Raw genomic sequence first — 18,478 nt, forward strand, 5'->3', positions numbered from 1 at the left:
GCGCCGGCGCCGGTGCGGCCGCGCGCCGCCTCAGCGCGGGAAGCCGGGCGGCGGCGCAGACGCCCGCACCGCGGCGTCGTCGAGCATCGCCGCGCGCGACCGCAGCGCCCGCAGGTCCCGCTCCCGCCGCAGCACGACGACCCCCGCGAGGAAGGCCTCCGGGTGCACAGCAGGCACCGGGTGCGCGTACTCCGCCACGGCCTCGGCCAGCATCCGTGCGGTCGACTCCCGGACTTCGGGCCGGAGGTCGGCCGCTCCGCGGAAGAACGCTCCGAGGCGGTTCTCGAGCCGCTGCGGCAGCGCCGAGACATCAGCTACGGACGCCCACGACACGAGCTCGGCCGGCATGAGGACCTGCGGGTCGCGGTGCTTCGTCGCCCGCTCGTGCTGCACGAAGGTCCCGGCGAGCAGGTCCCCGAGCCGCCGTGGCCGCGAGCCGAACAGCGCGACGAGCAACGCCACGGACCCGACCGTCATCCACAGCTCGAACAGCCCGACGAGGGCCCGGGCGAAAGCGTGTCGGAGGCCGATCGCCCCACCGTCGAGCCGGACGACCCGGGTCCCGGTGGCGTAGCGGCCCACGCTCTTGCCCCGCGTCACCGTCTCGACCGCGGCGGGGACCAGGACGAGGACCCCGACCAGGACCCCGATGTCGAGTGCGGCGGCCCAGGCGTCGTCGATCCCGCTGGGCCAGACCCGTGACAGCCCGATCATGAGCATGACGTACAGCGCGAGGACGCACACGGCGTCGAGCAGTGCCGCCGCGAGCCGGAGGACGATGCCTGCCGGCTGCACGTCGAGGGCGACGGCCTCGCCGACCACGAGCTCCTCGGCGGTGTCGTCGAGGGCACGGACGAACCGGCCGTCGGCGAGGTCACGCGGCGCACGGGTCTTCGGCATGGGATCATTCTGTCGGAGACGGTCGCGGCACGCCCGACCGCGCACCGACGGAGCGGGGGAGACGCTGTGGACCTGGACGCCTACACCGAGGTACACCGTGAGCGCTGGCAGGAACTCGACCGCCTCGCCCGTGCACGACACGCGTCCGGCGCCGACGTCGACCGGCTCGTGTCGGCCTACCAGCAGGGGGCGACCGACCTCGCCCGCATCCGCGGAGCGGCACCGCGCACGGCCGTCGGCGACCGACTGTCGCTGACCCTGTTCCGTGCTCGCCTCCGGTTCACGGGCACCCCGGTCGACCCGCTCACCGCGGTCACCTCGTTCTTCGTCGTGCAGCTCCCCGCGGCGCTGTACCGCATCCGCTGGGTGACGATCTGGGTCGCGATCGCCACCGCCGCGATCGCCGCCGTCGTGGCCGTCTGGATCGGCACCACCCCGGGCGCGACGGCGACGTTCGGCACGCCGGAGGCGCTCCGCCAGTACGCGACACAGGACTTCCAGGACTACTACTCCGACCACGGCCTCGGTGCGTTCACGGCGCAGGTCTGGACGAACAACGCCTACATCGCGGCGACCATGGTCGCGTTCGGCATCACCGGCCTCTTCGTGCCGTTCTCCATCGGGCAGAACGCGATCGGCCTCGGCGTCTCGGCGGCGATCATGCACTCGCAGGGGCGCCTCGGGGACTTCTTCCTCTACATCGCCCCGCACGGGCAGCTCGAGCTGTACTCGGTGTTCCTCGCCGCGGCTGCGGGCCTGATGATCTTCTGGTCGTGGGTGGCCCCCGGTGCGCGCACCCGTGCACAGGCCCTGGCGGAGGACGGTCGCGCCCTCATCACGATCGCCGTGGGGCTCGCCCTGACGCTGCTGCTCTCCGGGATCGTCGAGGGCACGGTGACCCGGCAGGACTGGCCGTGGCCCGTCAAGATCGGCATCGGCACGATCGCCCTCGCCGCGGTCCTCTGGTACCAGTGGGTGCTCGGCGGTCGGGCGCACCGCGCGGGGGAGCGCGGCGACCTCGAGGAGTTCGAGCGCGGCACGTCCGCACTCGTCGCCGGCTAGAGCCGCCCGCTCGCCTTCGCCCGGATGTACGCGTCCGCGACCAGCGGCGGCACCTGCTCGGGCGTGGCCCGCACCACCTCGACACCCGCACGGCGGGCGACGTCGGCGACGCCGTCGGCGTCGAGCAGGGTCCGTTCCGCAGCGGCCCGCCGGTAGACGTCGCGTTCGGCACGGTCCGGGAGGAACGGCGCACGTCCGCCCCGCCGGCCCGGTCCGCCGTCGGTCGGCTCCAGGGCCCCGCGCGCCATCCGCTCCACGGTCGGGTCCGTCACGCTCGTGACGACGACGGCGTGCCGCCGTGCGAGCCGCGGCAGCACGGCGAGCAGGTCGGCTGAGGCACCGACGGAGTCGAGGCTGGAGACGAGCACGACGAAGGCCCGCGAGGTCGTGACCGAGTCGACGAGCCCGGGGACGGCGGACCAGTCGGTGGCGGCGAGACCGGGCTCCGCGAGCGCGAGCGTCTCGCCGAACCGCTGGACGACGTCGGTCCTGGTGGCACCGTGCACGCGGCCGCGGACGGCGTCGTCGAGCACGGCGAGGTCGACCCGGTCACCGGCGGCCGCGGCCAGGGCGCCGAGCAGCAGGGCCGACTCGATGAAGGTGTCCAGGCGGGGTTCGTCGTCGACCCGACCGGCTCCGGCACGTCCTGCGTCGACGACCACGATCACCCGTCGGTCGCGCTCCGGACGCCAGGTCCGCACGACGAGGTCCTGCCGACGAGCCGTGGCACGCCAGTCGATCGACCGGACGTCGTCGCCCCGCACGTAGTCCCGCAGCGAGTCGAACTCGGTGCCGTGGCCGCGGAGCTGCAGGGTGGTCTCGCCGTCGAGCTCCCGGAGCCGTGCGAGTCGCGAGGGCAGGTGCCGTCGTGAGCGGAACGGCGGCGTCACGACGAGTTCGGCCGGAGCGTGCAGCACCCGTTGGCGCGCGGCCAGTCCGAACGGCCCGAACGCGCGGACGGCGACACCGGCGGAGGTCCGGCGGCCGCGTCGGAACGGGGCGAACCGCATGCGCGCGGTCCGTCGCTCCCCGGACGGCACGTCCATCCGGAGGCGCCGTGGTGCGTGGCCGGCCGACGGCTCCCACATGTCCCGGACGACACCCCGCAGCCGTCGGGAGCCGTCGTTGGCGAGCACGAGCGTGCCCTCCGCCGTGGTGTCGCGCCGGGCCAGCCGGGGCATCCGTCGTTCGACCCGCACGCGTGCGAGGTCCGCGGCGAGCAGGACGTCGACCGCGGCCGCGACGACGACCACGCCCGCCCACGCCAGGCCCGCCCATCCCGTGCCGAGCAGCACGGTCGGGACGATCGCGACGGCGAGGAGCGCGACGAACCGGCCGGAGATCGCCACTAGATCGGCACCCGGACCTGCTCGAGCACCTGCTGCAGGACGCCGTCGGCACCGACGCCCTCGAGCTCAGCGTCCGCGGCGACCCGGAGTCGGTGCCGCCAGACCGGCAGCAGCATGGCCTGCACGTGGTCCGGGGTGATCGCGTCGTACCCGGTGAGCCAAGCCCAGGCCTTGGCCGCGGCGAGCAGTGCGGTCGCGCCGCGGGGGCTCACGCCGACCCGGACCGACGGCGCCTGCCGGGTCGCACGGGCGAGGTCGACGACGTAGGCCAGGACGTCGTCGCGTGCTCCCACGGCCCGCACCGCACGCTGCGCGGCGAGGACCTCGTCGACGCCGACCACCGGCACGATGCCCGCCGACCGGACGTCGCGGGGCACGAAGCCGTCCGCGTGCCGACGGAGCACCTGCCACTCGACGTCCCGCGGGGGCACGTCGAGGGTGAGCTTCATGAGGAACCGGTCGAGCTGCGCCTCGGGGAGCGTGTAGGTGCCCTCGAACTCGATCGGGTTCATGGTCGCGGCGACGAAGAACGGGTCGGGCAGCGCCCGTGCGTCCCCGTCGACGCTGACCTGTCGCTCCTCCATGGCCTCGAGCAGGGCGGACTGGGTCTTCGGGGGTGTGCGGTTCACCTCGTCGGCGAGGAGCACGTTCGTGAACACCGGGCCCTCCCGGAACGGGAACGTGCCCGTGGACGCGTCGTAGACGAGCGAACCGGTGACGTCGCCGGGCATGAGGTCCGGCGTGAACTGGATCCGCTTGGTGTCGAGCGACATCGCCGCCGCGAGGCTCCGCACGAGCAGGGTCTTCGCGACGCCGGGGACGCCCTCGAGCAGCACGTGGCCCTGCGCCAGGATGCCGACGATCATCCCCGAGACGGCGCCCTCCTGTCCCACGACGGCCTTGCCGACCTCGGCGCGGAGTCGACCGAACGCGTCGCGGAGCGGATCGGCCGCCGGGTGCGCCTGCGGGGTCTGGGTGGGGGACGGATCGGTCACGGTCGTGCTCCTCGTCGGTCGTGGTCGGTCTGCTGGTCGCCGGTGGTCGCGGCGTGGACTGCGCGCTCGAGGTCGTCGAGCGCCGCGGCACCGGCGACGAGCGCGCGGTCGTCCGGGGTCGGCCCGCCGACGAGCACGGCACCGACGTCGGTGTCGGATCGTCCGGTCGCGTGGGCGGCGGCCCGGACGACCTCGTCGACGTGTGCCGAGCGGGGGAGTCCGAGTCGACGGGCGGTCCGTCGGACGGCGGCGATGCGGAGGGTGTCCAGGGCGTGCGTGCGGTCCCGGGTGCGCGCGGACAGGCGTGCCCGGCCCTCGGTGGTCTCGGCGGCCCGGACGACCACCGGCATCCGCTCGACCACGAGCGGTCCGAGCCGACGGCCGCGCCAGATCCCCGCCGCGACGGCCACGAGGCCGAGCAGGGCGAGGGCACTCGGCACCCACGACGGTGCGAGCGTGCCGAGGGTCGGTGCCGCGTCCGGTGCGCCCGGCGTCGTCGTGTACCAGGTGAGCGCGTCGCCGTCGCCGAGCAGTCCGAGGGCGAGCGCGGCGTTGCCCGCCGTGGTGATGGTGTCGTTGCGGAACACCGAGGTGGTGCCGACGAGGGTGACGTCGCCCGCGGGGGTGTCGGTGCGGACGAGTCCGTACCCGCGGTCGTCGCCGGAGCCGGTCGGTGCGCACAGGTCGGTGCCCGACGGGGCGCGTCCGCCGTCCGGCACCTGGAAGGCGAACCCGGTGGTCGTCACCCGACGGGCGTCCGCTGCCGCGGGGATCGCGCACGTGCCGGTCGCGGCGGTGTCGTCGCCGTCGACCTGCGCGACGGGCTCGACGTCGAGGCCGAACGCGTCGAGGACCGCCGGAGTCGTCGAGACGAGGACGACGTGCGCTGCCTCGCGACCGAGTCGCCGTGCGACGGCCGGGTCGAGGGCGCCCTGCGAGTCGTCGACGAAGACCGTGCCGCCGTCGGCGTCGATGCGGTCGGCGGTGTCGACGACCCGGACGTCGGTGCCGCGCTGTTCGAGCACGCGGACGAGCGCCTTCGACCCGCTCGCCGTCGCCGACGTCGGGTCGAGCGGGTCCCGCTCGGGGCCACCGCTTCGCTGCACCACGGCGGTGAGCGCGGCGAGGAGCAGACCGACGAGGACGATCGCGATCCAGAAGCCGATCCGCAGCCCGCGGCCCTCTCGGGGTGCCCGACCCGCGAGCGGTGGTGCAGTCGTCGTCATGCCGGGACCGCCGGAGCCGTGGAGGTGGCGGGCCGAGCCGTCCGGACCGCGTGCTCGGTGTCGAGGACGTCACGGGCGTCGGCCTCGGATGCGACGGCGCCGAGGTACCGGACCTCGTCGAACACCCGTGCCGCGTGGTCGAGCCGCGTCGTCTCACCGGGGAACACGACGGCGGCCCGCCCGGCGATGGCACGGGCGGTCGCCCCGGGGACGTCCGGCACGAGGTCGCGCTCGCCGAGGCCGCGCGCGAGTGCACGGTAGCCGTCGAGCACCGCACCCTCGAAGTCGCCGGTCCGGAGCGCCGCGCGGGCGGCGTCGGCGATCTCGGCCGCCGATCGGAGGTCGTCGCCGTCGAAGACCCCGCCGACGTCCTGCCCGGCGAGTCGAGCGCGACGCCGGGGGAGCCCACGCGCGACGACCACCAGCACGACCACGGCGACGAGCACGACGACGGCCACCCAGAGCAGGGTGTGCGCGACGACGGGCGAGCCGAGGCCGTCCGCGCGCAGCGAGCCGAGCCACTCGAGGAACGACCGGGACGCCCGGTCCCACCACGTCACGTGGGCGCCGTCGTACTCGGACCGGTCGAGTTCGCGTTCCAACAGTCGGCGGGCCTCGTCGGGGTCGACCGTCATGCGCGACCGTCCGGCGGGTAGCGTCCCGGTGCGCCGCCCCACTCCGGCGGCGGTGTCGGCTGCCCCGACCACGGCTGCTGCGGCGGGACCGGCGGACCGGCCCAGGGCTGCTGCCCCGGCTGTCCCGACCACGGCTGCTGCCCGGGCCAGGGCTGCTGCCCGCCCTGCCACGGCTGTCCGGGCCACGGCTGACCGGGCTGCGCCGGCCACGGCGGCCGGGACACCTGCGGCGCCGGCGCGTACGGGTCCGGCGGCGTGCCGGTCTCCAGGTGCGACGCGATCCGCTGGTCGAGCGCTTCGGTCCGGATGCGCCGGTCGACGGTCAGCAGCGTCAGCACCGACGCGTTCAGGACGTCCGCGATGCACTGCACCGCGATCGCGAGCAGGCTGCCGACCACCACGGCGACGATCCCGCCCACGCCGACGCCGGACGACGCGTCGGTCTGCCCGAGGGGGTCGAAGGTCCCGCTGAGCAGGACGGACCCGATGGAGAGCGGGAACGACGCGATCGACACCGCGAAGCCGAACATCGCCTGCACCAGCAGCACGATGCCGAAGGTCCGCCAGAACGCGCCGCGGGTGAGCCGCCACGACTGGGCCGCCGCGGAGAACACCGACCGGCCCTCGAGCGCGATCGTCGGGACGGTGAACGCGAACTTCGTGCCGAGCCAGGCGAGGACGACCCCGAAGCCGGCGAACATCCCGAGGAACCCGAGGACGAAGCCCCACACGTTCGAGTCGCCCGCCGTCAGTGCGGCGACGAAGCCGACGAAGACGAGCACGAACACGATGCCGATGACGACACCGGCCGCGAGCTGCAGGAGGATCCACGCGACGACCGACCGGCGCCGACCGGCGAGCAGCGCCCAGAGCCCGCGGAAGGTGGCGCGCCGACCGAGGATCCGCTGTCCGGTGTCCGCGGCGACGGGGGCGACGAGGAACGCCCGGCCGAGGTACGCCAGGAACGGCAGCCCGACGGAGAGCACGACCAACAGCGTCACGGACCCGGCGATGATCGAGTCCGAGCCGCTCCCGCCGTCGACGGCCGACAGCATCCGCGACTGCAGCGCCCGCTGTCCGAAGGTGCTCACGAGTGTCGCGAGCAGGCCGAGCACGCCGCTCAGCAGCACGCTCCAGAGGAGTAGGACCCGCGCGTTCCGGCGGAACACGGTGAAGGCGCCGGCCAGGACGTCGCCGAGGCCGAGCGGCCTGAGGGGGATGACGGGCCGTGAGCCGGCGGGCGGAGGCGGCGGGGGTCCGGGGACCGGCCACGGGGCGGACGGCTGCGGTCCGGGCTGGTGCGCCGCGCCTCCAGGCCGGTCCGTACCCGGCCGCGTGCCGGGCGTCCCCGGACCCGGCTGCGCGCCGGACGTCCCCGGTGTCTGCCAATCGGACATCGCCGCCCCCTCGTGGTCCTCGGCCGCGCAGCGGACGCGCGGACGACACCATCCTGTCGGAAAACGCCACCCGACGGGGCCTCGGCTATCGTGAGGACGCGAGTGCCGACCCGGCACCGCCGCACGCAGCACCGCCGCACGTCACACGGAGTCCACATCACATGACACCGCGCATCCTCGTCGTCGACGACGACCAGGCCCTCGCCGAGATGATCGGCATCGTCCTCCGCTCGGAGGGCTACGAGCCGGAGTTCAGCGCCGACGGCAACGACGCCATCGACGCCTTCCACGGCACGAAGCCCGACCTGGTGCTCCTCGACGTCATGCTCCCGGGCATCGACGGCATCGAGGTGTGCAAGCGCATCCGCGCCGAGAGCGGGACGCCGATCATCATGCTGACCGCGAAGGGCGACACCGCCGACGTCGTCGCGGGGCTCGAGAACGGCGCGGACGACTACGTGGTCAAGCCCTTCAACCCGAAGGAGCTCGTCGCCCGCATCCGTACCAGGCTCCGTCCCTCCGCGACGGACGCGACCGTGCTGCACGTGGGTGACCTCACCGTCGACGTCGCCGGGCACGAGGTCCGCCGGGGCGAGTCCGTGATCGCGCTGACGCCCCTCGAGTTCGACCTGCTCCGTGCACTCTCCGAGAAGCCGAACCAGGTGTTCACCCGCGAGATGCTGCTCGAGCAGGTCTGGGGGTACCACTACAAGGCAGACACCCGCCTGGTGAACGTGCACGTCCAGCGCCTCCGCGCGAAGATCGAGCACGACCCCGACAACCCGAAGATCGTCACCACGGTGCGCGGCGTCGGGTACCGGGCCGGAGGGGCCTGAGCACCGTGCCTGCCGGACCGTCGCCCGCCGGCGCACGGAGCACGCCCGGGCGCATCGGGCGACGGCTCCGGCGCTGGGTGCGGCGCGGCTGGCGTGGCGTCGCCTACCTGTGGCGACGCTCCCTGATGTTCCGGTCGGTCGCCATCACGGTGATGACGACCGGTCTCGCGATCGCGATCATCGGCACCGCCGTGATGATCAGCATCTCGAACAACGTGTACGCGCAGCGCCGTGACCAGATCGAGGCCGAGTCCGCACGCGCGACGATCGTCGCGCAGGGCATCTTCGACGCGGCCACCGCGGGCGAGGACAACAACCAGTCCGAGCTCGAGACCCTGCAGAGCGAGGCGCAGCAGGCGATCCTGTCGAACACGACGAGCCCCGGTGGCACGAGCATCGCCATCGAGCGCAGCCCGGACCAGCCCGGCCCGCAGACGGTGCAGAACGTCGCGAGCCAGGGCTTCCCGGACGCCGTGATCACCGACGTCCTCCGCAAGGAGGTGGGCAAGAACACCGGCAAGCTCAGCCTGCAGCCCGTCCGGCTCGAGGACGACGGCCGTCGGCAGCCCGGGCTCGCCGTCGGGTCGACCCTGCAGATCCCGAGCGCCGGCCAGTACGAGCTCTACCTGGTGTACGACCTCTCGGACGCGCAGCAGACCCTCGACTTCGTGTCGCAGACGCTGTCCATCGGCGGTGTGGCGCTCATGGTCCTCATCGCCCTCGTCACGTCGCTCGTCGTCCGGTTGGTCGTGGTCCCGATCCGCGGTGCCGCAGAGACGAGCCGGAAGATCGCGGCCGGCCGACTCGACGAACGCATCCCGGTCCGCGGCAACGACGACATCGCCACGCTCGCGCGGAGCTTCAACGGGATGGCCGACGCCGTCAGCCGCCAGATCACCCAGCTCGCCGAGCTCTCCCGGGTGCAGCAGCGGTTCGTGTCGGACGTGTCGCACGAACTCCGCACCCCGCTCACCACGATCCGGCTCGCCGGGGACATGCTCTACGACTCCCGGCACGCGTTCGAACCGTCGGTCGGCCGGTCCGCCGAGCTCATGCACACGCAGATCGAACGGTTCGAGCTGCTGCTCGCCGACCTGCTGGAGATCTCCCGCTTCGATGCGCAGGCGGTCCAGCTCGACCCGGAGCCGGTGATCCCCGCCTCGCTCGCCGCGGACATCGTCGACGAGTTCCGTCCCCTCGCCGAACGCGCCGGCATCGACCTCCAGCTGGCGACCCCCGGCGGCCACACGACGATGCAGCTCGACGCCAAGCGCGTCCGCCGCATCCTCCGGAACCTCGTCGGCAACGCGATCGAGCACGGCGACGCGAAGCCCGTGCAGGTCGTCGTCGACAGCGACGCCCGCACCGTGGCGATCGCCGTGCGCGACCAGGGCATCGGCATGCCGCCGGAGGACGCCGTCCGCGTCTTCGACCGGTTCTGGCGCGCCGACCCGAGTCGGAAGCGCACCATCGGCGGCACCGGGCTGGGGCTCGCGATCTCGCTCGGCGACGCGAACCTGCACGGCGGCCGCATCGACGTGTGGTCGAAGCCCGGCGAGGGATCGACGTTCGTCCTGACCCTGCCCCGCAACGAGCGCGTCGGCGTCACCACGTCGGCGATCCCGCTCCCGGACCTCGACGAGTCGTACGAGGGCCCCCGAGCCGTGCGAGAGGACGACTGATGTGCACCCGCCTCCGACGCCTCGTCGCCGCGGCGCTCGCCGCGGTGACGATCGTCACCGTGTCCGCCTGCGCCGCGATCCCCACCGACGGCCCGGTCCGCGCCGGCCAGACGATCAAGGACGAGTCGATCTCCGGCGTCGACTACCGCCCGGACAAGCCCGTGGCGGGTGCCGACCAGACCGCGATCCTCCGCGGGTTCATCGCAGCAGGCACCGGCGCGCAGGACGACTACGCCATCGCCCGGCAGTTCCTGTCGTCGGGCTTCGCGGAGAAGTGGAACCCGCGCCGCGGCGTCACGGTCCGGCAGGGGAACCCCGCGGTCGAGCGCGTCGGCGAGCGCGAACTGACCTACACCCTGACCGCCAGCGCTACGGTCGACGCGAACGGCGAGTACACCCAGGCCGTCCGACCGACCTCGTCGACGCTGACGTTCCAGTTCACGCGCGAGGACGGCGAGTGGCGCATCGCCTACGCGCCGGACGGCATCATCCTGTCCCCGGTGAGCTTCGACTCGGTGTTCCAGCAGCACGCGCTGTACTTCTTCGACCCGACGTACAAGTTCCTGGTGCCCGACGAGCGCTGGTTCCTCGCCCGCTCCTCGACGAGCACCCGCATCGCCAGTGCCCTGCTCGCCGGCCCGGCTGACTGGCTGAAGGGGTCCGTCGTCTCCTCGTTCCCGGAGGGCACGCAGCTCTCGCTGAACGCCGTGACGATCGACAGCGGCACCGCCCTCGTCGACCTCTCCAGCGACGCCTTGCGGGCCAGCAGTCAGGACCGAGCCCGGATGCGCGAACAGCTCAGCAAGTCGCTCGCCTCGGTCGCGACGGTCTCGTCCGTCTCGATCACCGTCGAGGGCGCGACGTTCTCCGTCCCGGACACCAGCGGCTCCGAGGCCGTGCAGAACCCCGACGTCGACTCGCGTCCGCTCGTCGACCACGACGGCGCCGTCGGCTACGCCGCGACGGGCAGCGGGAAGGTCGCGGAGCTCGGCAACGGCATGGGCGACGAGATCGCGGGACTCGACCCGTCCTCGCTCGCCCTGTCGGCGTCCGGCACCGCGGCTGCGATCGGCAACGACGACGGCGTGACGGTGGTGCGGGGTCGGAACCACCTGCGCATCGACGCGACGGACGACCTCGTCGCGCCCTCGATCGACGACCTCGGCTTCGTCTGGGTGGCGTCGTCGAAGGACACCCGCAAGGTCACCGCGTACGGCCTGGGCGGCGATCCGCACGCGGTGAGCACGACCCTGCCGAAGGGGGAACTCGTCTCGTTCCAGGTGTCGCGCGACTCCACACGGGCGCTCGCGCTCATCGAGACGAGCGACGGCCCGAGCCTGTACGTCATGGCGATCGTGCGCGGGTCCGACCGCACGCCGACGACCCTCGGCTCCCCGGTCCGCGTGCAGGCCGCCACCGGCACCGCAGTGGGCGCAGCCTGGGTCAGCGACTCCGACGTCGCATCGGTCGGCCAGACCACGACGGGGCCCGACGTGGTCCGCACGACCATCGGCGGGCAGTCGAACACGCTGCCGAAGCCGGACGGCCGGGCGACGGCGATCGCCGGGGGCAGCGGTGGGTCGATGCTGCTGCGGATGTCGGACGGGTCGGTCCTGCAGTCCACCGGTGGCGGCTGGGGCACGACGGGCGTCACGGCCGACGTGCTCGGCATCCAGCGCTGAGGTCGCGTAGGTCCTCCTCAACAGGGGCATCGACCTGGAGGCACGTCCACAGTCCGCCGGGTCCGCTCGCGCGGACACACGGTCGGCTCCAGGATCGTGGCATGGGTGACGACCGGGAGTACGCGTGGCAGGACGCGGCCCTCGCCGTGCTCGGGCTCTTCCTGCCGGTCGCCTGCGTCGGCTGCGGCACGCCGGACCGTGCACTGTGTCGTGCCTGCCGGACCGTGCTCGACACCCAGGGCCGTCGCGTGCGCCTCGTCGCCGGGGTCCGGCTCGACGCGGCCTTCGAGTACGAGGGCCTCGTCCGCACGCTCCTGCTCGAGCTGAAGCTCCGCGGACGGGTCGACCTGGCTCGACCACTCGGCAGCCGGTTCGGTGCGTTGGTGCGTGCGGCGCTCGCCGAGGCCCCGCCGGGCGTCGTGCTGCTCCGGGTGCCGCCGTCGCGACGTGGTGCCCGCCGCCGCGGCTTCGACCCCGTCGGCCTGCTGCTCGCCGGAGGTGGCGTCCGGCCTCCGCGGAGCCTGCGGCGAGTGCGGTCCCCGGATCGCGGTGCCGAGCGCGAGTCCGGCTCCGGGCAGAAGGAACGGTCCGCCGTCGAGCGGGTCGCGGCGACCGTGGGCACGCTCCGTGCCGTCGGGGTCGCGGGCCGCGACGTGGTGATCCTGGACGACGTCGTCACGACGGGCGTGACGATGGCCGAGGCCGTCCGGGCGGTCCACGCCGCGGGTGGACGGGTCGTCCGGTGCGTCACGGTCGCGAGCGTCGACGGGTGAACCCTCGGTGGCCACTGTGTGTCCGGTGGGTGTCCGGTACGACTCACCGGCATCGGGTGACGGCGGAGCGCTCGCGGGTCTAGCCTCGCGTCAAGGCGTTCAGGATCGCCGGATGGAGGCGACGCGCTGAGTCTGGATGGGAGCCGCCACATGGACGTGACGATCACGGGCCGGAACATCGGGGTCACCGACCGATTCCGCACCTACGTCGAACAGAAGTCCGAGAAGATCGACGTGCTCGCCGACCGCGCCCTCGCGTTCGAGGTGCGCATCAGCCGCCACCACGAGAAGTCGGGCGGTTCCCAGGGCGAGGACCGCGTCGAGCTCACGCTGATCGGCCCCGGCCCCCTCGTGCGGGCGGAGTCCGCCGCGTCGGACAAGTACGCGGCGTTCGACCTGGCGTTCGCGCGCATCATGGAACGACTGCGCCGAGCGCGCGACCGTCGCAAGGTGCACCGTGGACGGCACCGTCCGACCTCCGTGTCCGAGGCCTCGGGCACCGGGTTCGAACGGATGGGGGTAGTCCCGGCGACGGGCAAGCTCATCGAGGACGTCGCAACCGGCGCCGTGCCCGTGGTCGACGAGACGGGCGACGAGGAGGAGACCGAGGCGTACTGCCCGGTGGTGATCCGCCAGAAGGTCTTCGAGGCCGCACCCATGACGGTCGACGACGCGCTGTACTACATGGAGCTCGTCGGACACGACTTCTACCTGTTCGTCGACGCGGAGACTCGTCGACCGAGCGTGGTCTACCGGCGGAAGGGCTGGGACTACGGCGTGATCGGCATCGACGACCAGACCGCGGGTGCCCCGGCGTCCGAGGCGGAACCGGCGGTCGCGATCGCCTGACGGCCGCCCGACGCCGACACGATCGAGCTGTGCGCGGTCCGTTCGCGGGCCGCGCACACCCGTGCCGCTCCCAGCAGCCCGCCCGAGCGGGTTGCTAGGATGACTGGCTGTTCGCATCGCGCAGGTCGCGCGGACGATCTCGTAAGGAGCTCACGTGGCAAACGTGCTGGAGAAGGTCCTCCGCATCGGTGAAGGACGCACCCTCCGTCGGCTGAAGGCGTACGCCTCGGCGATCAACGACCTCGAGGACGACTTCGCGAGTCTTTCCGACGAGGAGCTCCAGGACGAGACCAAGGAGCTCCGCGAGCGCTACGCGAACGGTGAGACCCTCGACGACCTGCTGCCCGAGGCCTTCGCTGCCGTGCGCGAGGCCGCGAAGCGCACCCTCGGCATGCGGCACTTCGACGTGCAGCTCATGGGTGGCGCGGCGCTCCACCTCGGCAACATCGCCGAGATGAAGACCGGTGAGGGCAAGACCCTCGTCGCGACGACGGCCGCGTACCTCAACGCCATCCCGTCGCGCGGCGTGCACGTCATCACCGTCAACGACTTCCTCGCGTCGTACCAGTCCGAGATCATGGGCCGCGTCTTCCGCGCCCTCGGCATGTCGACCGGTTGCATCATCGCGAACCAGTCCCCGGCCGAGCGTCGTGAGCAGTACGCCGCCGACATCACGTACGGCACGAACAACGAGTTCGGCTTCGACTACCTGCGCGACAACATGGCGTGGCAGTCCTCCGACATGGTGCAGCGCGGCCACTTCTTCGCCATCGTGGACGAGGTCGACTCGATCCTCATCGACGAGGCCCGCACGCCGCTCATCATCTCCGGCCCGTCCTCGGGCGAGGCGAACCGCTGGTTCACCGAGTTCGCGTCGATCGCCACCCGCCTCACCCCGGGTGAGGACTACGAGGTCGACGAGAAGAAGCGCACCGTCGGCGTGCTCGAGCCAGGCATCGAGAAGGTCGAGGACTACCTCGGCATCGACAACCTGTACGAGTCGGCGAACACCCCGCTGATCTCGTTCCTGAACAACTCCATCAAGGCCGTCGCCCTCTTCAAGCGCGACAAGGACTACGTCGTGATGAACGGCGAGGTGCTCATCGTCGACGAGCACACCGGCCGCATCCTGATGGGGCGCCGCTACAACGAGGGCATCCACCAGGCGATCGAGGCGAAGGAGGGTGTCGAGGTCAAGGCCGAGAACCAGACCCTCGCCACGGTCACGCTGCAGAACTACTTCCGCCTGTACCAGAAGCTCTCCGGCATGACCGGTACCGCCGAGACCGAGGCGGCCGAGTTCATGTCGACCTACAAGCTCGGCGTGGTCCCGATCCCGACGAACAAGCCGATGCAGCGCATCGACCAGACGGACCTCGTCTACAAGAACGAGAAGTCGAAGTTCGAGCAGGTCGCCGAGGACATCGCGGAGCGTCACGAGAAGGGCCAGCCGGTCCTGGTCGGCACGACGAGCGTCGAGAAGTCGGAGTACCTGTCGAAGCTCCTCGCGAAGAAGGGCGTCAAGCACGAGGTCCTGAACGCCAAGAACCACGCTCGTGAAGCCGCGATCGTCGCCCAGGCGGGTCGTCTCGGCGCCGTGACCGTCGCCACGAACATGGCCGGCCGCGGTACCGACATCATGCTCGGCGGCAACTCGGAGTTCCTCGCCGTGCAGGAGATGCACGCGAAGGGCCTCTCCCCGACGGAGACCCCGGAGGAGTACGAGGCCGAGTGGGACGACGTGTTCGCCCGCGTCAAGGCCGAGATCAAGGAAGAGGGCGACAAGGTCCGTGACGCCGGCGGCCTGTACGTCCTCGGCACCGAGCGCCACGAGTCCCGCCGCATCGACAACCAGCTGCGTGGTCGTTCCGGCCGTCAGGGTGACCCGGGCGAGAGCCGCTTCTACCTGTCGCTGACCGACGACCTCATGCGCCTGTTCAACTCCGGTGCTGCCGAGAGCCTGATGGGCCGCTCGAACGTGCCGGACGACCTGGCGATCGAGAACAAGCTCGTCGGCCGTGCCATCCGTTCGGCCCAGGCGCAGGTCGAGGGCCGCAACGCCGAGATCCGCAAGAACGTCCTGAAGTACGACGACGTCCTGAACCGCCAGCGCGAGGCGATCTACAGCGACCGCCGCCACATCCTCGAGGGCGACGACATCCACGACCGCGCGCAGACGTTCCTGAAGAGCGTCGTCGACGACGTGATCGACACCCACACCGGTGAGGGCTCCCCGGACGACTGGGACCTCGACGCCATGTGGACGGAGCTCGGCACGCTGTTCCCGATCTCGATCTCCATCGACGAGGTCATCACCGAGGCCGGCTCGAAGGGCAAGGCCTCGCGCGAGTTCCTCGGTCGCGAGATCCTCTCCGACGCGAAGCTCGCGTACGAGAAGCGCGAGGAGCTCCTCGGTGACGAAGCCATGCGCGAGCTCGAGCGCCGCGTCGTCCTCTCGGTGATCGACCGCCGCTGGCGCGACCACCTGTACGAGATGGACTACCTCAAGGACGGCATCGGCCTCCGTGCGATGGCGCAGCGCGACCCGCTGGTCGAGTACCAGCGCGAGGGCTACGCACTGTTCCAGAGCATGATGGGACAGATCCGCGAAGAGTCCGTCGGCTACCTCTTCAACCTCGAGGTGCAGGTCCAGTCCGACGGCGAGAACGCCGTGATCGAGGCCAAGGGTCTCGACGAGGACGAGGTCTCCGGGCTCGAGTACTCGGCGCCGTCGATCGACGGCGAGGTCGAGGTGCGCGACGAGCGTGGCCGCCTCGAGCAGGCCGCGACCGCACGTGCGCAGAAGGCCCAGGCCGAGGCGGAAGCCGCGGCCGGGCCCGAGCAGGGTTCCGCGTTCGGCAACGCGGCGACCGCTTCCGGCCAGGCCGCCGCGAGCAACCGCGCCGAGCGTCGACAGGCCGCCAAGAAGAACTGACGTCACCACTGACAGGCACGTCACCACTGACGTGACGGGAGGCGCGGTGCCATCTGGCACCGCGCCTCCCGTCCGTCCGCCGTCTCGTCACAGGACCCCGACCGCGGTCGCCCGCCAGCGGCCCTGCCGCTCTTCGAGCCGCATCGCCACCGCACGCGCGTGGCTGCGCGTGTGCACGACGACGGTCGCCTCGGCGACGCCGTCGGCCGGACGGCACACGATCACGCTGCCGACGCGGAGCAGCGCCCGGGCGCGTGACCGGCCGCCCAGCTGCCGCGACCGTGCGGCGACGGTCGCGCGCTGTTGCAGGTGCCGGTGCACGTCGTCCGTGATCCAGCGCGCGATGCTGTCGACCTCGCGAGCCCCGGTGAGGATCTCGGCCACGCACAGCCCCAGTGCCCTCGCCGTGTCCTCGACGTCCGTCGGGGGCGGGACCACGGCGAGGTGCGTGGTCTCCACCGTCCGGTCCTCGTCGTCGATCCGGCGTGCTTGCTCCGCCACCCCTGCCCCTTTCGTCGGGCCTGAGCGTATGGTGCGTACAACATGAGAAATACGACAGCGTTCTTGGCTGTGGAGAGCGAGGAGTTCTCCACAGTGCAGCGCACCTAGACTGACGGGGTGTCGACCCTCAGTGACCTCGTCCTCGCACAAGGCCGTTCCTCCGAAGCCGACGTGGAGTGGCTCCACCTGCTCGTCGGGGACTGGCAGCTGCTCGCCGACCTGTCGTTCGCCGACATGGTCCTCTGGGTGCCCACTGCCGAGGACGGCTCGTTCGTGGCCGTCGCCCACGCCCGGCCGAGCTCCGCGGCGACGCTCTTCTACCGCGACATCGTCGGGCAGGAGATCCGCGAGGAGTGGCGCGAGCAGGTCACCGAGTGCTTCGCCGGCGCGAAGGTCGTCGACTCCGCCGAGCCGGACTGGTACGAGGACACCCCGACGCGTGTGCGGGCCATCCCGGTGCTGCGGCGCCTGAGTGCGAACTCCGCCGAGACCACCGAGCGCCCGATCGCGGTCGTCACGCGGCACTCGAACCAGGACGAGATGCGCACCCCGAGTCGCCAGGAACTCAACTTCACCGCGAGTGCGAACGACCTGTTCGGCATGATCGCGACCGGTGACTTCCCGGACATCGGCGCACCGGCCGGACCCCGCCGCGGAGCCCCTCGCGCGAGCGACGGCCTCCTCCGCCTGGACACGAACGGCATCGTCACGTTCGCGAGCCCCAACGGACTCAGCGCCTTCAACCGCATGGGGTTCGAGGGCGAGCTCGAGCGGAAGTCCCTCGCCGAGGTCACCACCGAACTCATCGGGGCGCAGCTCGACGTCGACGAGTCCCTGCCGCTCGTCGTCACCGGGCGTGCCCCGTGGCGTGCCGACATCGAGTCCAAGGGCGTGACCGTGTCCCTGCGCTCGATCCCGCTCCGCGACCACGGCGACCGCATCGGCGCGATCGTGCTCTGCCGCGACGTCACCGAGCTGCGGCACCAGGAGCGCGAGCTCATCACCAAGGACGCGACGATCCGCGAGATCCACCACCGGGTGAAGAACAACCTGCAGACGGTGGCGTCCCTCCTGCGCATCCAGGCCCGCCGCACGCACTCCGACGAGGCCCGGACCTCACTGCAGAACGCGATGCGCCGGGTCGCGGCGATCGCGGTCGTGCACGACACCCTGTCGAGCGGCCTGAGCCAGACGGTGGACTTCGACGACGTGTTCGACTCCGTGCTCAAGCTCGTCACCGAGGTCGCCGCCTCGCACAACACCACCGTGCACCCGAAGAAGACCGGCGAGTTCGGGGTGCTGCCGTCCGAGGCTGCCACGCCGCTCGCGCTCGGCCTCACCGAACTGGTCACGAACGCGGTCGAGCACGGGCTGGACGGCCGGGACGGCGAGGTCGAGATCGTGGCCGAGCGCTCCGACGACCACCTCGACATCCAGGTCCGCGACAACGGCGTGGGACTGCCGGAGGGCAAGGTCGGCTCGGGGCTCGGCACGCAGATCGTCCGCACCCTGATCCAGGGCGAGCTCGGCGGCACGATCGACTGGCACACCCTGACCGGCAGCGGCACCGAGGTGACGATCACCATCCCGTTCCGCTGGCTGACCGCCGCCGGCGCCGCGTAGGCGCGGCCGGCGCGGGGCCCGGGCGCCGCGGGG

Annotated in this window: 15 protein-coding genes; 8 read left to right on the forward strand and 7 right to left on the reverse strand. The window is 72.1% G+C overall.

All coding sequences use genetic code 11. The features are described from left to right. Window positions 1–30: 30 nt before the first annotated feature. The gene (locus FS532_RS18025; RefSeq protein ID WP_144757338.1) at window positions 31–900 is read right to left on the reverse strand and encodes an RDD family protein; all 870 of its coding nucleotides are present in this window, start codon (window positions 898–900) and stop codon (window positions 31–33) included. A 66-nt stretch (window positions 901–966) separates the two neighbouring features. On the opposite strand from FS532_RS18025, the gene FS532_RS18030 reads away from it, so the two are divergent. After that, window positions 967–1,962 carry a stage II sporulation protein M gene (locus FS532_RS18030; RefSeq protein WP_144757340.1) on the forward strand — a complete coding sequence of 332 codons (996 nt, stop codon included), beginning with the start codon at window positions 967–969 and terminating at the stop codon, window positions 1,960–1,962. On the opposite strand, the gene FS532_RS18035 is transcribed toward FS532_RS18030, so the two are convergent. The 5 genes from FS532_RS18035 to FS532_RS18055 are packed head-to-tail and all read right to left on the reverse strand — an operon-like array spanning window position 1,959 to window position 7,564. Further along, window positions 1,959–3,311 carry a DUF58 domain-containing protein gene (locus tag FS532_RS18035; RefSeq protein WP_144757342.1) on the reverse strand — a complete coding sequence of 451 codons (1,353 nt, stop codon included), beginning with the start codon at window positions 3,309–3,311 and terminating at the stop codon, window positions 1,959–1,961. The genes FS532_RS18030 and FS532_RS18035 overlap by 4 nt on opposite strands. Beyond that, window positions 3,311–4,306 carry an AAA family ATPase gene (locus tag FS532_RS18040; RefSeq protein ID WP_144757344.1) on the reverse strand — a complete coding sequence of 332 codons (996 nt, stop codon included), beginning with the start codon at window positions 4,304–4,306 and terminating at the stop codon, window positions 3,311–3,313. Before FS532_RS18040 ends, FS532_RS18035 begins: the two co-directional genes overlap by 1 nt. Next, on the reverse strand, window positions 4,303–5,532 hold the full coding sequence (locus FS532_RS18045) for a DUF4350 domain-containing protein (protein ID WP_144757346.1): 1,230 nt from the start codon (window positions 5,530–5,532) through the stop codon (window positions 4,303–4,305). The genes FS532_RS18040 and FS532_RS18045 overlap by 4 nt, the downstream gene beginning before the upstream one ends. Continuing rightward, entirely contained in the window at window positions 5,529–6,167 is a 639-nt protein-coding gene (locus FS532_RS18050; protein WP_144757347.1) for a DUF4129 domain-containing protein, read from the reverse strand. The genes FS532_RS18045 and FS532_RS18050 overlap by 4 nt, the downstream gene beginning before the upstream one ends. Beyond that, window positions 6,164–7,564 carry a glycerophosphoryl diester phosphodiesterase membrane domain-containing protein gene (locus FS532_RS18055; protein ID WP_144757349.1) on the reverse strand — a complete coding sequence of 467 codons (1,401 nt, stop codon included), beginning with the start codon at window positions 7,562–7,564 and terminating at the stop codon, window positions 6,164–6,166. The genes FS532_RS18050 and FS532_RS18055 overlap by 4 nt, the downstream gene beginning before the upstream one ends. 161 nt (window positions 7,565–7,725) lie before the next feature. Here FS532_RS18055 and mtrA point away from each other — a divergent pair, with 161 nt between their 5' ends. From mtrA to secA, 6 genes are all read left to right on the forward strand, one after another. After that, a complete protein-coding gene (gene mtrA / locus FS532_RS18060) occupies window positions 7,726–8,400 on the forward strand; it encodes an MtrAB system response regulator MtrA (protein WP_079236423.1) in 675 nt (224 codons plus the stop codon). 5 nt (window positions 8,401–8,405) lie between these two features. Next, entirely contained in the window at window positions 8,406–10,082 is a 1,677-nt protein-coding gene (gene mtrB / locus FS532_RS18065) for an MtrAB system histidine kinase MtrB (protein ID WP_260852812.1), read from the forward strand. Continuing rightward, window positions 10,082–11,764 (forward strand): LpqB family beta-propeller domain-containing protein, encoded by a 1,683-nt coding sequence (locus FS532_RS18070; RefSeq protein WP_144757351.1) that lies wholly within the window; start codon window positions 10,082–10,084, stop codon window positions 11,762–11,764. Before mtrB ends, FS532_RS18070 begins: the two co-directional genes overlap by 1 nt. A gap of 101 nt (window positions 11,765–11,865) precedes the next feature. Beyond that, on the forward strand, window positions 11,866–12,537 hold the full coding sequence (locus tag FS532_RS18075; RefSeq protein ID WP_144757353.1) for a ComF family protein: 672 nt from the start codon (window positions 11,866–11,868) through the stop codon (window positions 12,535–12,537). A 150-nt stretch (window positions 12,538–12,687) separates the two neighbouring features. Continuing rightward, window positions 12,688–13,386 carry a ribosome hibernation-promoting factor, HPF/YfiA family gene (hpf, locus tag FS532_RS18080; protein WP_144757355.1) on the forward strand — a complete coding sequence of 233 codons (699 nt, stop codon included), beginning with the start codon at window positions 12,688–12,690 and terminating at the stop codon, window positions 13,384–13,386. Window positions 13,387–13,540: 154 nt separating this feature from the next. Continuing rightward, entirely contained in the window at window positions 13,541–16,321 is a 2,781-nt protein-coding gene (gene secA, locus FS532_RS18085; protein WP_144757357.1) for a preprotein translocase subunit SecA, read from the forward strand. Window positions 16,322–16,408: 87 nt separating this feature from the next. On the opposite strand, the gene FS532_RS18090 is transcribed toward secA, so the two are convergent. Beyond that, entirely contained in the window at window positions 16,409–16,822 is a 414-nt protein-coding gene (locus tag FS532_RS18090; protein WP_144757359.1) for an Rv3235 family protein, read from the reverse strand. 117 nt (window positions 16,823–16,939) lie between these two features. Between FS532_RS18090 and FS532_RS18095 the strand changes: the two genes are divergently transcribed. Next, window positions 16,940–18,445: a sensor histidine kinase gene (locus FS532_RS18095; protein ID WP_144757360.1), complete on the forward strand. Its 1,506-nt coding sequence runs from the start codon at window positions 16,940–16,942 to the stop codon at window positions 18,443–18,445. The last annotated feature ends 33 nt before the right edge of the window (window positions 18,446–18,478 follow it).

It is taken from the genome of Curtobacterium pusillum (genome assembly GCF_007673235.1).
Lineage (GTDB): Bacteria > Actinomycetota > Actinomycetes > Actinomycetales > Microbacteriaceae > Curtobacterium > Curtobacterium pusillum_C.